The 14,974-nt window shown below is 54.7% G+C and carries 10 protein-coding genes; 4 read left to right on the plus strand and 6 right to left on the minus strand.

Annotated features, from left to right (window positions below):
• Nucleotide 1: 1 nt before the first annotated feature.
• Both tamB and tamA read right to left on the minus strand, forming a co-directional pair.
• Nucleotides 2-3,778 (minus strand): autotransporter assembly complex protein TamB, encoded by a 3,777-nt coding sequence (gene tamB, locus SP68_RS23240; protein ID WP_040972585.1) that lies wholly within the window; start codon nt 3,776-3,778, stop codon nt 2-4.
• On the minus strand, nt 3,775-5,508 hold the full coding sequence (gene tamA / locus SP68_RS23245; RefSeq protein ID WP_008807151.1) for an autotransporter assembly complex protein TamA: 1,734 nt from the start codon (nt 5,506-5,508) through the stop codon (nt 3,775-3,777). The genes tamB and tamA overlap by 4 nt, the downstream gene beginning before the upstream one ends.
• Before the next feature lie 208 nt (nt 5,509-5,716).
• Here tamA and msrA point away from each other — a divergent pair, with 208 nt between their 5' ends.
• Nucleotides 5,717-6,352 (plus strand): peptide-methionine (S)-S-oxide reductase MsrA, encoded by a 636-nt coding sequence (gene msrA, locus SP68_RS23250; RefSeq protein ID WP_008807152.1) that lies wholly within the window; start codon nt 5,717-5,719, stop codon nt 6,350-6,352.
• Nucleotides 6,353-6,382: 30 nt separating this feature from the next.
• Here the strand turns inward: msrA and SP68_RS23255 are convergent, their stop codons facing one another.
• From SP68_RS23255 to SP68_RS23265, 3 genes are all read right to left on the minus strand, one after another.
• A complete protein-coding gene (locus SP68_RS23255) occupies nt 6,383-7,054 on the minus strand; it encodes a hypothetical protein (RefSeq protein WP_040972582.1) in 672 nt (223 codons plus the stop codon).
• Nucleotides 7,055-7,153: 99 nt separating this feature from the next.
• Nucleotides 7,154-8,443 (minus strand): Nramp family divalent metal transporter, encoded by a 1,290-nt coding sequence (locus tag SP68_RS23260; protein WP_012969097.1) that lies wholly within the window; start codon nt 8,441-8,443, stop codon nt 7,154-7,156.
• A gap of 129 nt (nt 8,444-8,572) precedes the next feature.
• The gene (locus SP68_RS23265) at nt 8,573-9,505 is read right to left on the minus strand and encodes a dihydrodipicolinate synthase family protein (protein ID WP_008807155.1); all 933 of its coding nucleotides are present in this window, start codon (nt 9,503-9,505) and stop codon (nt 8,573-8,575) included.
• Nucleotides 9,506-9,796: 291 nt separating this feature from the next.
• Between SP68_RS23265 and SP68_RS23270 the strand changes: the two genes are divergently transcribed.
• Nucleotides 9,797-10,819 carry a LacI family DNA-binding transcriptional regulator gene (locus SP68_RS23270; protein WP_023339457.1) on the plus strand — a complete coding sequence of 341 codons (1,023 nt, stop codon included), beginning with the start codon at nt 9,797-9,799 and terminating at the stop codon, nt 10,817-10,819.
• Between the two features lie 105 nt (nt 10,820-10,924).
• On the opposite strand, the gene SP68_RS23275 is transcribed toward SP68_RS23270, so the two are convergent.
• Nucleotides 10,925-11,677: an oligogalacturonate-specific porin KdgM family protein gene (locus SP68_RS23275; protein ID WP_040972580.1), complete on the minus strand. Its 753-nt coding sequence runs from the start codon at nt 11,675-11,677 to the stop codon at nt 10,925-10,927.
• A gap of 522 nt (nt 11,678-12,199) precedes the next feature.
• Between SP68_RS23275 and paeA the strand changes: the two genes are divergently transcribed.
• Both paeA and SP68_RS23285 read left to right on the plus strand, forming a co-directional pair.
• Nucleotides 12,200-13,537 carry a polyamine export protein PaeA gene (gene paeA / locus SP68_RS23280; RefSeq protein ID WP_008807158.1) on the plus strand — a complete coding sequence of 446 codons (1,338 nt, stop codon included), beginning with the start codon at nt 12,200-12,202 and terminating at the stop codon, nt 13,535-13,537.
• A gap of 200 nt (nt 13,538-13,737) precedes the next feature.
• A complete protein-coding gene (locus tag SP68_RS23285) occupies nt 13,738-14,970 on the plus strand; it encodes an oligosaccharide MFS transporter (RefSeq protein WP_008807159.1) in 1,233 nt (410 codons plus the stop codon).
• Nucleotides 14,971-14,974 lie beyond the last annotated feature (4 nt).

The raw sequence follows: 14,974 nt of genomic DNA on the forward strand, positions 1-14,974 counted from the left end.
GCTAAAACTCAAACTGATAGAGCAAATCGAGCGCCTGGTCAATGCCAGACACCGCTTCCACATATAGCCTAGGCATCAGGCGATAACGTAAAGTCAGCGTCGCCAGGGAGTCGAAAATACCGACCCCATATTTTACCTGCAGACCCGGCAGTACATAGCCGCTGACCACCACCTGGGAAGAGTCGCCTACCCCTTCGGTGTCCAACGCCAAATTGCTTACGCCAAACGTCTCGCCGATTTTACCCACAACCTGACCACTTTGTGCAACCCCCATTCCAATAAGCATTGAGGTCATCGCGGCGCTATCGCTCTGTCCGCTGCTCAAACCCTGGCCGCGCAGCAGATAAGATAGCGCTTCCTGCTGGGACATCACCGGGTCAGAGAAGATCTCCGCTTTCGGCTGATCGGCGGAGCCGGTGACGCGAACGCCGGCGATCACATCGTCTTCGGTAGCATCCGGGTTACGAATCGCTTCGATATTCAGCAGCGGCTGGTCCGGCGGACCGGAGAACAGCAGCTCCCCTTTGCGAACAATCAGATCCTGACCATAGGCGTGGAAGCGGCCGTCCGGAATATTGATCTGCCCGTTGAGGCCCAAGCCTTGCTTGTCCTGCGCCACTTTCAAATCACCGGTCAGACGCGCTTTCAGACCAAAGGCTTCCAGACGCACGTTGTTGCCGACGTGAATCGTCAGGTTGCTGTTGATCGGGATACCGGCGCTCTGCTGATTAATCGGCTTGAGGTTTTTATCCAGCATCACTTCATCAGAGGAGACGCCAACCGCGCTCTCTGGCACCTCGTTGACCACGATCCGCGCCCAGGGCACATCCACCTTGCCATCAAGGCTGAACAGGCTCGGCGTGGCGGTAAACACCACGTCCGGCGACACATCGAGACGCACCATCGGCGGCACCGTGATCCGCACCCGGCTGCCCTTCGCCGCAATCTGCGCCCGCCAGTTATCGATCTGCGTCCAGTCGGCGTTGCCGCTGAGAGCGATTTGCCCCTGGCGGGTGTTCACCGTCCCCTGCAGGGTGGAGCGCGTGCCGTTGAAGTTCATCGCCAGCTGGCTCGGCTGCATATCAAACGGCATGAAGTTGCCATCGATATCCACCCCGCTCAGCTGCATCTGGCCGAACAGCTGCGGGCTTTTCACGTTGCCGCCCAGACGCAGACGGGCGTTGAGCCTCCCCTCGGCTTTTTCGCCGCGAGCGAAAATCGGGTTGATCATCGCCAGCGAGAAGTTGCTGATATTGACGTTGCCGCCGAGATTACGCCGCCCCTGCGGGTCGGTGACCTGCACCTGCCCATCCAGTTGACCATTGTTGGTCAGGCGGATAAGCCAGCCCAGCTCGGCGCGATTGTTATGCAGGTCGGCGCTGAGGTTCAGCGTATCGAATGCCACCGGCAGCGGCGCGTCGTTGACCACCTGGGTCACCTTGACGTTGCGCCCGCTGAGGGTCACTTTGCCCTGCGGCAGCCCCTCTTTGGTGGTGTCCCAGCTCACATCGGCATTACCGGTAAAGACGCCGCTGGCCTGGGTCGCCTCCGGCATAAACGGCTTAAGCATCGCCAGATCGAAGCGGTTGAGGTTCACTCGCGCCCGCCCGCTGGCGCCCGCGTCGATGGTCTGCGGGACGCAAAGCTCGGCGTTCGGGTTGGTCCAGCAGTGTGGCCCAATGCTGATTTTCTGCTCCTGGTTGCGGTAGTCCAGCGCAATGCTGCGCGTCAGCGCTACCGGCCCTACCGGCGTCTGGAAGCGGGTATCGCTCAGCGAGCCTCTCCAGCGTTCGGCCTGACGATCGAAGCTGCCTGCCAGCGTCAGCTGGCCGGAAACCGGATCGCCCTGCACGCGCAGCCGCAGCTCATGCTGCTTCTCAGTACCTTTGGCATTGAGCTGCACCAAACTGATATTGACCCCCGGCTGGCTAATGCGATCGACCCGCACATCCAGATTACCGCCAATCTGATCGGTGGATTTCACGTCCCCTTTGACGTTGACCTGGGCGATCGTCAGTTCCTGCCAGCGCAGCGCCCGGGCGGTGATGTCGGCCAGAAGCTGCGGCGCATCGACAGTGCCGCGCACTTTCACCAGCCCCTTCGCCGTTCCGCCAAGCCCCGGCAATGCATTATCCAGATGCGGAGCATCGATAGTGGCGTCGAGGTTAAGATCCTTCACCCCCAGCTCACCTTTGATATCGGCGCTGTTCGGGCCTAACGCCAGGTGCAGGCCCGGGATTTTCCACTGCAGATAGCTGTTACCCTGCAGCGATCCCGAAACATCCACTTTGTTCTGCTTCACGTTGCCGGTAATTTTCAGCTCCGGCACCGACATCTGCCAGCTGCCGCCGTACAGGCTGCCCTGGGTCTTGATCATGCCGTTGAGCTTCGACGGCCAGTCCGGCACCTCTTTGGCGGTGTTGATCCCATCGAGGGTCAGCTCGCCGCGCCAGCTGATCGCCTGCTGCCAGTCGAGGAGCGCCTTCAGCTCGGTTTTCCCTTCCAGGGCGTTGACCGTCAGCTTGTCGAGATTAATCTGCCGCTCATTGCCTTTGGCGTTGAGGGTGATTTTCGCCGGCGGCAGCGACTGGCCTTTCACCGCCGTAGAGAAGGCCAGCGCGTAGTCGGTCATTTTGCCGCTAAACTTCAGCTGGACGTCGTCGGCCTGGAACTGCTTCTCGCCGCTGAATGGCCAGGCGAGCTGCTTACTCTTCAGCTCCATATTGAGCGGCAGCCCGGCCTCCGCCAGCTGCGCATCCGCGCGCAGCGTGGCCGCGACCGGCCCGCTTAAGTCCACCCCGACCTTAAGCGTTTTACGCACTTCGCCGCCCACCTTCAGCTGCACCTTCTCCCCTTTCATCGGGTCAACGTTCAGCGTTCCGGCGAGGGTAATGTCCACCGGCCAGTTATCCTGCAATTGCGCGTGGCCCGAGGCGCTGACCTTGCCCTGATCGGAGTCGATATCGAGGGCGTCGAGCTTCATCTGACCGTCGATACTGCTGACTTTCAGCAGCAGGTTATAGACGGTGATGTCGGTATCGCCGGTCAGGCGTAGTTGTTCTCCGCGGAACGCCTGAATATTGAGGTTCAGCGGCAGATGGACATCGGTCATTGCCGGCAGCACCGGCTGCGAGAAGAGGTCGGTCATCGTCTCGCCGAGCGGTTTTTCCTGCGGCTGCGGGTTGTCGATTTTCGGCTCGACCACCTGCTCCTGCGCCACTTTCGCCACCTTCGGCAGGGCGATTAGCAGCCCCTGCAGCGAGGTCGGCGTCAGGGTCAGGTTTTTCTCCTGCCAGTTCAGGCCGGTGGAAAAATCGCGCACGGACACTACGGTATCGTCGATTTTGACGTTGACGTTATGCAGTGCGACGCGGCTGAGGGTGATCGGATAAGGGGTGGAGAGATTCAGCGGCCCGCTGTCTTCTTCCTCGACCGGCGCGGCGGGCGGCATCTTCTTCGTATCGACGGCGACGTAAATATCGCGCAGCGCGATGTCGTTTACGCACAGGCTGCTGTCCCACAGGCAGCGCAACCGGACGCTGAGGTGAAACTGACCGGCGGTGACCGCCACCCCGGGCTGCTCGTAGCGGACATTATCGAGGGTTAAATCACGCCAGCCACCGGTGACTTTGCCGATATCCAGCCCCGGTACCCAGCGATCCGCCGCTTTGAACACCAGATGCAAGCCGGTGGTCGTCCCCACCAGGAACCCGACGGTGCCCAGCAGGAGCACCAACACGATTAAGACGCCGAGGCTTATTTTCTTCCATAAACTCATAATTCAGGCCCCAGACCGATGTAAAACTGTAAACCATGCTCTTCTTTGTCGCCGATCGGCCGGGCGATATCCAGCTTGATCGGCCCCACCGGCGACTGCCAGCGCACGCCCACCCCGGCGCCGGTTTTGAAATCGCTCTCGCGAATATCGCTGACCGCTTCGCCGCTATCGACAAACACGGCGCCCCACCATTTACCACTGACGTTGTACTGATACTCCAGCGAGCCGGTCGCCAGCTTCGAGGCCCCGATCAGCTTGCCGTCATCGTCCTTCGGCGAGATAGATTTGTATTTATAGCCGCGAATACTGCGGTCGCCCCCGGCGAAAAAGCGCAGATCCGGCGGCACCTTGTCAAAGTTATCCGCTTCGATCCAGCCAAGGTTGCCGCGCACCACAAAGCGGTGGCGGTCATAGAGGGTACGGATCCAGACGTCCTGGGCCTGCATCACGATGAAGTTGATGTCCGAGCCCCACATGGTGTTGGAGTAGTCCACGGAGTAGCGCTGTGAATCGCCCCAGGTGGGCATCAGACCGCCGCGAGAGCGAGTGCGGTTCACCGAGACCCCAGGGTAAATCAGCATGGTGGTGTTGGTGACGTTCGCCTGGGTAAAGTGGTCCAGGCTCCAGCGCAGGTTGATCGCCCGCTGCCAGCCGCTCGACATCTCCCAGAAACGCGATACCCCAAGCGTGGTGGAGTCGGCCTGGGTGTCATTAAGATCGGTGCGCTTAAAGCCGCCCTGCATCAGATAGTACTGCTCGAGCGGGCTCTTCAACAGCGGGACTTTATAGGTAAAGTCGAACTGCTGCTCCGGAGCGGAGAGGCTGACGCTGGAGGTCAGGCTGTGGCCATACGAGTTCATCCACGGTTTTTTCCACGTGGCTTTCACGCGCGGCCCGACATCGGTTGAAAAACCAACCCCGGTTTCCACGGTGTTCTCTTTGCGTGGCGAAACAACGCCCTGCAGAGGCAGCACCTTGGTTTTCCGTGACTTAGCGAAATCAGGCGCCACCACGACTGAACTGAACCAGCCGGTCGCCGCCAGGCGGCGGTTTAGCTCGGCCAGATCCTGCGAGGTGTAGTAGTCGCCCTCTTTAAACGGCACGAGGTTTTGCAGGTATTCATCGCGAATTTGCGATCCGGAGAAGGTGACGTGACCAAAGCGATAGCGCTCGCCGCTGTCGTAATCGATATCCCAGAACGCCTGGTGGCGGTCAAGGGAGACCCCGAGCTGGCTTTTGTTGAACTCGCTGTCAAAGTAGCCTTTGCGCAGGGCGACGCGGGTCAACGAGCTCTTGAAACCGTCATAATCGCCATGGTTCAGCACCGTCCCGATGGCCGGACGCGTTTTTAGCAGCGCCAGATAGTCGCTATCGGTACGGGCGCCGCCGCGCAGAATGACCTCGGTTCCACCAATGCGCACCGGTTCACCCGGGGTCACTTTGGCGATCAGCACCTGACGCCCCCTTTTCGGCGGCGGACGTAAATCAAATTCAATCGTCGGCTCGTAATAACCCAGCGCTTTCAGACCTTCGCGAATGGCGTCATCGACGCGCGCGCGAAAGCGACGATCCGGCGTGACCTCATCACTCTGGATGGTGGAAAGCTGGGCGCGAACGTTTCTCTCCAGCTCCCCGGATAATCCCTCAACCTGCAAACGCACATTCGCTGCGCTGGCGACCCCGCTGACCAGCAAAAGGCTGGTGATACATAACTGGCGGATTTTTAGCACATTTTCTCCTGAATCTCCCTGTTTCCCCCTACAGGAAACACTGGCGCCGCTCCACGGCTTAACAAAACCCTAACAACCAGGGTTGAAAAAGTGGCAATAACCCAAATAATTCTTATGTATTAATCTAGACGTATTACGCGTGTTTATTGTGTTAAAAGACACGCTTCGTTACAACCTTAACGACGATTTCTGTATTGAGAGGCCAACCGTGAGTCTATTTGATAAAACGCATCTTGTCGCCCAGGCGGATGCGCTGCCTGGACGCAATACCCCCATGCCAGTGGCGACGCTCCACGCAGTTAACGGCCACTCGATGACCAACGTCCCGGCGGGGATGGAAGTGGCGCTGTTCGCCATGGGCTGCTTCTGGGGAGTGGAGCGCCTGTTCTGGCAATTGCCGGGGGTTTACAGCACCGCCGCAGGCTATACCGGCGGCTATACGCCAAATCCGACCTATCGCGAAGTGTGCAGCGGCCAGACCGGTCACGCGGAAGCAGTGCGCGTGGTTTACGATCCGCAGGTGATTAGCTATGAGCAGTTATTACAGGTGTTCTGGGAAAATCACGATCCGGCGCAGGGCATGCGACAGGGCAACGACCACGGTACCCAGTACCGTTCGGCGATTTACCCGCTGACGCCGGAACAAACGGCAGCGGCAAAGGCCAGCCTCGCCCGCTTCCAGGCGGCGATGAACGACGCGCACGATACTCGCCACATCACTACCGAGATCGCTACCGCCAAACCCTTCTACTATGCCGAAGACGATCATCAGCAGTATCTGTATAAAAACCCGCACGGCTATTGCGGCATCGGCGGCATCGGCGTGTGCCTGCCGCCTCAGTAACAACCCGATTGCGCTATCGGGGAGTGGTGGTTAATCAGAAAAGACCGGGCCCGCAGGGAAGTGGGCCAGAAATGCCGTCACGGTTAACCATTCACGTAATGACGGAAACGTCATCTCTTTCTCTGCCAATGCCCGATCGAAAGCGATTAGCGAATCGATGCCTGCCGTTCCGAACACGCCCCCGGCCCATAGTATTCTTTGCGCCTGGTCCCGCGCCCAGCCACTCTCGCTACGCCAGGCAAGGATATGCAGCAGAGCCTGTAATAAAGAGGCGACGTGGGTGCGCTGCTCTTTCACCAGCCGGCGGTAAACAGGCAGAGCAACACTTCTTATAATGTCGATACTCTCCCATACCGTCTCGTCTTTCAGCAGCCTCCCGGCCTCTTCGCACAGACGATTATGGGTAATAACCTCTTTTTTCTCGATGGTCTTCCCGGCAGCAATCACCATCCCACCCAGCAAATAGAGCGACTCTGGCAATAATGGCAAAACAACCCGCCGTTCTCTGGCAAGCTGCTGTCCGGCATAAAGGCAGTTAACCACTGTTTTTTGGACGTTGTATGGCTCGCTGTGGCTATCGAGGAGGTGTAACTCAGGTACCAGGTGATTCACTAAATCCACCGCCTGGACAGAGTGAAGAATAATGCTGCTCTGTTCGGAGGTCTGTATTCTCTGCACATCCAGTAAAACAGTCTCTTCCATTTTATTTTCCCTCTGTTATACGTACTTGCACAACGCCCATGCCGGGACGCATCTGATTCCAGCCTTCGCTTAATCGCGCAGCATCAGTCATACCCCACCTCAAAACAGGGGTGAAAGAGAGGACATAAACTTAGGTAAGGTATTTATCAGCGCAACGAGAGTGAGCAACAAACAAAAGAGATAGCTGATCGCCATGCATATTTGTAATAACCGTGGCGCCTTGTATCCTTTATTAATATCCTTTCGCCACAGCAGCAGGCAAATAAACAAGCCGGCGACCGGCGTGGATACCGCCGTTGCCACATTCGCTAAGTAAATTAACTGCACCGGCGAACCGCCAAAGCTAAAGCAGATTAACCCCGCCACCACCAGCACCACCATGGATCCCCACTGGACCGCTTTACTCTCCAGCGCGGTAGATTTATTGAAGCCGGAATTGAGCAGCACAACCCCACGCTGAGTATTCCCCAGTAGAGATGAGAAACCCGCCCCCAATAGGGCGACACCCATAATGTATTTTGCCGCCCGTCCCATACTGGGCGTTAACAAATCGGCCAGCTGCGTCGGCGTATTGATTGATATCCCTTGCGGAAAAAGGACGATGGCCCCCACCAGAATAATCGCCCCGCTGATCAGCAGCACACCGATAATATGGGCGACGGTATCCGCCACCATCACGCCATTAAAGAGGTCATCTTTTTTCCATTTTTTCTCTTTGCCAAGGTAAGTGCCGTAGATCCCGGTCGTCAGGGAGGCATTGGTACTGATAAAGCCCAGGGCGGTGACTAAACTCCCCGCAGGAAACATCCAATGCGTTAACCCTTCGCCACTGGCTTTCCAGTCTGGTCCCCCCGTCCCTACCAGGGTAATATAAAAAGCGATAATCATTGCCACAATACAAATAGTGATCCCTTTTTCGACTTTGGAATAAACGCCTTTAGAGAAATAGCAATAGATCATCACCGCAATCATAATTAACGCACCGAGTTTCCAGTCAATGCCGAAAACCAGGTTCATGCCGGCCCCGGTACCCGAGATATTCCCCATGGTAAAAAAAAGACAGGCTAAAAAAGTAGCCACCCCCACAAACCCCGAGGCGACTTTACCGTAATAGTGACGTATCGCCTCGATTGACGGCATTCCGGTGAGCATCGAGATACGATAGGTCGTCAACATAAACGTGATCCCCATAAAGGCAATGGGGATCAGCAGCCATAACAAAGAGTAGCCATAGTCCGCCCCTAACATCGACGCGGTGGTGATAGCGCCGGGACCGACAACGACCCCGGTAAGAACAATACCCGGACCAATACGGCGAATTAATTGAGAGAAGGGAAGTTTTTCTATTTGTGCGGGTACAGTGGAAGATGTTTTTTCTAAATTATTCATGACAGCCTCATTATATTATCTTTACAGAATATTATATGGCCAACCTTATATATTGAATAAAACCGGATAGTCCCTGGTAAAACCAACCCGTATTCATGAAGAATACGGGTTTAACATACAAATAATGAATTAAATAACCGCTTTTTTAATACCTGCTTCACGGATAGCCGCTTTGATCTCTTCTTCCGCGCCGGGTTCCAGCGGTAACAACGGTGAACGAACGGTCGCGTGTTCCAGGATGCCACGTTCAACCAGAGCATGTTTCAGCGCGACCGTGCCTTCCATATGCGAGCCACGGTGATAAACGGCCTTGGTAACCGGCAGCAGACGATCGTGAACCGCTTTGGCCTTCACATAATCCTGCGCTTTTCCGGCCTCCAGCAGCTCTAACAGGAGTTCCGGCGCAATATTGCCATACCCCACCAGGAAACCATCAATATCAAAAGCGGTATGCAGCAAATATTCATCATGACAGCTGAGGATCTGTAAATCAGGGCGTTCGCGGCGAATCACCGGAATTTCCGTATCCCAGCGGCGCATATTCCGCACGCCATTTTTCATCGCAAAGACTCCCGGTTGCGCGGAGATATCCAGCATCGTTTCGAGGTTATAGGTGGCTTTCGTGACATCCGGATACTGAAACAGAATAAGCGGCAGGCCGCTCTCTTCGTATACCACGCGATAACGATCCTGCGGCGCCCCTTTTTGGTAGCCAAAACGCAGCCAGCCATGGGAGGGATACAGCAGGCCAGCAGAGGCGCCAGCGTCGACGGCACGCTGTGCTTCCAGCGCCGCCACTTCCGTCCCTTCGCCGGTAATACCGGCGATAACCGGCACGCGGCCTTCGGTCGAGTCCACAAAACTACGGATAACATCGGCCTGCTCCTGCTGAGTCAGGAAGGTACCTTCCCCGGCATGTCCCAGCACCACCAGACCTTTCACGCCTTTCACGCTGCCAAGCCAGGAACCTAAGCGTTTGATCGCTTGATGATCGATGCGTCCATCGCGGGTAAAAGGGGTAACGGGGGCTGGAACAATACCACGCAAATCAAGTGCTTTCATGTTAACTCCTTACACATTTCAACAATAAAGATGATAAAATCCCCTTCTTGAAATCGATTGCAGGAACGATTGCAAGTGAATTGAAATGTCTTCCCTTTACTCCGCAAGATCAAGGGTACTCTGCGAATAAATGCAATTCGAATCACAAAAAAGAGCGGCTTAAATGTTTATCAATCTGCATTACGTGATCTATTTCCCACATTATTGCCTGTTACCGCTCACGCCAATTCAGTTGCGTGGGCGAAATAACTACGAATACAATCTCAGCTGAATTTAAACAGGGAATCGGTCATGGGAAATCAGTCATCTTCAGAGCAAAATGGAAGAACGATCACGATGCAGGATGTGGCACGCGCTGCAGGCGTGAGTGTTTCAACTGTTTCACGCGTGCTGGATGAACGTCTCCCCCCGTCCCGCAGCCCTTCCGCTGAAAAAATACGCGAAGCGGCGAAGCAGCTGGGTTATCGACGTGACTACGTGGCGTCAAGTCTGCGCCGGGGCGATACCGGCACGATAGGCGTTCTGGTGCCCAGATTGACTGATACCGTGACGGCGATGTTCTATGAAGCCGTCTCTCAGGCCGCTGCGCGCCATGGGTATTTCACGGTAGTGGCCACCTGTGGCAACGATCCAGAAACGGAAGAGCGCGCCACGCAATCTCTGTTAGACCGCCGGGTGGACGGCCTGATCCTTTCCACCTGCCGCCTGGGCGATCGCCTGCCCCAGCAGCTACGGGAAAAACAGATCAACCATGTTCTGGCGCTACGTACCGACGGTATAAGCCCATCGGCCATTGGTGATGACGAACTGGGAGGTTATCTGGCGACCCGCCATTTACTGGATTTAGGGCACCGGGAAATCGGCATCATTGCCGGGCCGAATTTTTCATCAAGCACCTTAAACCGGCAAAAGGGTTTCCTGCGTGCCATGCAGGAAGCGCAGGCCGAGGTGAATCCCCAGTGGTGGCGAGATTCCGATTTTACCATTGTGGCCGGTGAAAACGCCGGTTATGAAATACTGAATAGTCCTGCGCGCCCCAGCGCCATTTTCGCCGTCAATGATGACCTGGCGATCGGCGTGATGGCGGCGGCACATCGACTCGGACTGGAGATAGGCCGAGACGTTTCTCTGGTGGGTTATAACGACATTCCTTTGGTCAGCCGTCTGCCGATCCCCTTAACCTCGGTAAAAACGCCGCTTGATCAGCTTGCCAGCCATGCTGTCGAGTTACTGTTAAGCAACCATGTGGAAAATCCTCAGCGCTATTCTCTGCCGACGCTGATCCCGCGCGCTTCCACGCGGCCTTATCGCTAAGCGGCGAAGGTTCCCGGCCCAAAGGACGTGACAGGGCCGGGGCAGTATTTAATATTATGCCAGCTAATGTTAGCCGATATTGATTCTTGCTCGTCGGGGGGAGGGTTATAGCGTAAACGTCATGCCAATACGATACCGTGATTCTGAGATTTTATTTTGGCCGTCATGGTAGCCCTGTTTCCCGAGATAATCATATTCGATATAGGGACTAAACCAGTCATTCCATTTATAGCGTAGCGTGAGCGCATTTTCTGTCGCCGAAGGCTTATCATTTTTATACTTATAGTCGTCATTGACGTGGCGATAGACCGTGCCTTGATATAAGGCGCTCCATTTCGCATTAAATTTATAGGCAACATATAAATCCAGACGATTGACGCTATCCCGATGCGACTCACCGGCACTATTGGCCGTTTCATAAGTGTTGTAGTCATAGCGATAACGCAGCCCAAAGGTAAGGTCGGGCGTGGCTTTATAATTAACGCGCAGATAAGGCCGTAGCTGAGTGCCTTTGCTGCTCCAGTGATAGATGCCGCCAGGCTGCAAGGCCCATTTTTCAGCGAATGGCCAGCTATAGTTAACCTCTATTTCATTATAATCGACCGTGCTGTCGCCAAAGGAGTGGGAACCATCAGCTCTGTCGGTACCCTGGTTGCCCTGATGGTTATTTTTGTTGTTTTTGTTATCCATCTCCATACTCGCCCACCAGCCTGTTTCCCACCCCTGGCTGACCTTATAGCGGGACTCGTAAGAGTGGCTTCCCGCCCGATATCCTCCCCTGACATCAAAGGTCAGCGCGTGGCCGGCTGCAGGAATGCCAAGAACGCAACACATAATAAAAGCGGTTTTTGTATGCATATTTTATCCCTAAAATTAATCATCTTGAAATGAAACGGAAAAGAATATGACGGTATCTATATATTATCTAAACCAATGTGAAATCGTTTGCGGTATCGTTTTCAATTACAGATATATTTCTATTACTAAATACGAATGGTCAAGACGGTAAAAATACCGATGCTATTCTCATCACAAATTTTCATCCGCTATTATCATGGCAGATGAATTTCTGTGATCGACTCCGCTCCCTTTATTAGCGGATCATCGACTTCCCTTTCACCTGCAGATGAGTCGCTCTTGTTGCGGGAATTATCCTGCGACGCACCTGTCATCATAAGTACGCGTTTACGCTGACGCGTGGCGGAGAGATAACCGCGTAATTAACAATGATTAATCAATGCTCTGGCGATTTTGCTGACTGTTACGCTATACTACCTTCTGAAATTGCCAGCCCGCGCCTGTGGGCGGGTGTTCAAGTAGCTTCCTTATAGTTCGATCAACTTCCCTTCCGAGGATCTGACCTCAACGGTCAGAAAAGATATGTTAAACAGTATTTTAGTAATACTCTGTCTGATAGCCGTCAGTGCCTTTTTTTCGATATCGGAAATCTCACTGGCCGCCTCACGTAAAATCAAACTGAAACTGCTGGCCGATGAAGGCAACGTCAACGCACAGCGCGTGCTGAAGATGCAGGAGAACCCGGGCACCTTCTTTACCGTCGTGCAAATCGGCCTCAATGCCGTCGCCATTCTTGGCGGTATCGTGGGCGACGCGGCCTTCTCCCCGGCGTTTCATAGCCTGCTCAGCGGGTATATGTCGCCGGAGCTGTCCGAGCAGCTGAGCTTCATCATCTCTTTTACCCTGGTCACCAGCTTGTTCATCCTGTTTGCTGACCTGACTCCGAAACGCATCGGTATGATTGCGCCCGAAACCGTGGCTCTGCGCATCATCAACCCGATGCGCTTCTGCCTGTTAGTCTTCCGCCCGCTGGTGTGGTTGTTTAACGGCATGGCCAACATGATCTTCCGCATCTTCAAACTGCCGATGGTGCGTAAAGACGATATTACTTCCGACGATATCTATGCCGTCGTTGAAGCCGGCGCGCTGGCCGGGGTGCTGCGCAAGCAGGAGCACGAGCTGATTGAGAACGTGTTCGAGCTGGAGTCCCGTACCGTTCCTTCCTCCATGACCTCGCGCGAAAACGTCATTTGGTTTGATTTACACGAAGACGAGCAGAGCCTGAAAAATAAAGTGGCCGAACATCCGCACTCGAAATTCCTCGTCTGTAATGAAGATATCGACCACATTATCGGTTACGTCGATTCAAAAGATCTGCTGAACCGCGTACTGGCCAACCAGAGCCTGGTCCTGACCGGCGGCGTGCAGATCCGCAACACGCTGATCGTGCCGGATACCCTGACCCTGTCAGAAGCGCTGGAAAGCTTCAAAACCGCCGGCGAAGATTTCGCGGTGATCATGAATGAATACGCGCTGGTGGTCGGGATCATCACCCTCAACGACGTCATGACCACCCTGATGGGCGACCTCGTCGGCCAGGGGCTGGAAGAGCAGATTGTCGCCCGCGATGAAAACTCGTGGCTGATCGATGGCGGTACGCCGATTGATGACGTGATGCGTGTGCTGGATATCGACGAGTTCCCGCAGTCCGGGAATTACGAGACCATCGGCGGCTTTATGATGTTTATGCTGCGTAAAATCCCGAAACGCACCGACGCGGTGAAGTTCTCCGGGTATAAGTTTGAGGTCGTGGATATCGATAACTACCGGATCGACCAGCTGCTGGTGACCCGTATCGATAACAAGCCAACGGTGCTGGTGCCCAAGCAGGCCGAAGCGGCGGAAAGCCAGAACGCCTGAGCCTGACCTTTTCTCTCTCAAGGGCGGATAACCATCCGCCCTTTTTTTATGTCCCGAATGTGAAGCGGCTCACGCCCCTCTGCCGATAGCAGATTACTCCTGCTCGATAGCGGAACGTTCATGACTCCTCGCCACGCAAAAAGGTAACGTTGCCCGCGTCTACACGATCATATTCCTGAATAAAGGAAGCGAGGGTTACCATGATAACGTCAAATAAAAATTACTTTATCAGCTGTCTGTTTTTCCTGTTCTTCTTTATAGGCTGGGGATGCTGCTACCCCTATTTATCACTGTGGTTAACGGAAACCATCGGCATCAATTATACGGACGTCGGCCTGGTCTATTCCTTTACCGCTATTGTCGCCGTCTGCGTTCAGCCGTTATTCGGCTTCATCTCCGATAAACTGGTATATCGTAAAAATCTGATGTGGATGCTGGCGATTATAATCACGTTATTCGCCCCTTATTGGATCTATGTCTTTGCTCCCCTGTTAAAAATAAATGTGTTCCTCGGCGCGCTGGCTGGCGGCCTTTATATTGGCATGGCCTACGGCGCAGGCTGCGGGGTTTGCGAAGCCTACATTGATAAAGTCAGCCGCGCCTCCAGTTTCGAATTTGGCCGGGCGCGGATGTTCGGCGGCATCGGCGCCGCGATCGGCACCTTTGCGGCAGGAAAACTCTACGGCATTGATCAGAATATGATTTTCTGGTTGGCCAGCGGCGCAGGCGTCTGCCTGCTGGTCATTGTCTGGAAAATGCAGATCAGCGCCCACCCGCAGCAGGGATTGCTGTCTGGCAAAGCCTCGCCGGTTACCCTCCGCGATGCCGTCTCGCTGTTAAAAATTAAAAAATTCTGGTTCTTCGCCCTCTATGTCATTGGCGTCGGGGCGGTCTATGAAACCTATGACCAGCAGTTCGCTATCTATTACAGCCATTTCTTTGAGAGTAAAGCCCGGGGTGCAGAAGTCTTCGGTTATTTAACCACGGGTCAGATTTTCCTTGATGCTATCGTGATGTTCTTTGCGCCATGGTTTGTGAATAAAATCGGCCCGAAAAATGCGCTGTTATACTGCGGGCTGATTATGAGCTTGCGCATTATCGGCTCCGCATGGGCTATTGGCCCGGTATCCATCAGCCTGATTAAACTCCTCCACGGCTTTGAAAGCTCGGTGCTCCTCGTCGCGGCGCTAAAATATATTACCGCTAACTTTAACCCTCTGCTGTCAGCGACTGTTTACTTAATTGGCTTCCAGTTTTCGAAAAGCTTTAGCTCTATTTTTCTCTCGACCGGTATCGGCCATATGTACCAGAGCATGGGCTTTACCAGCAGTTATATCGTACTCGGCGGTATCGCTCTGTGCTTCACGCTCATTTCTTTTATTACGCTGGATAAAGCGCGTGTCTTCGCTTCACAACCGGTGCCCGCGAATTAATGTC

Origin of the sequence: Klebsiella variicola, assembly GCF_000828055.2 — a bacterium.
Taxonomy (GTDB): Bacteria; Pseudomonadota; Gammaproteobacteria; order Enterobacterales; family Enterobacteriaceae; genus Klebsiella; species Klebsiella variicola.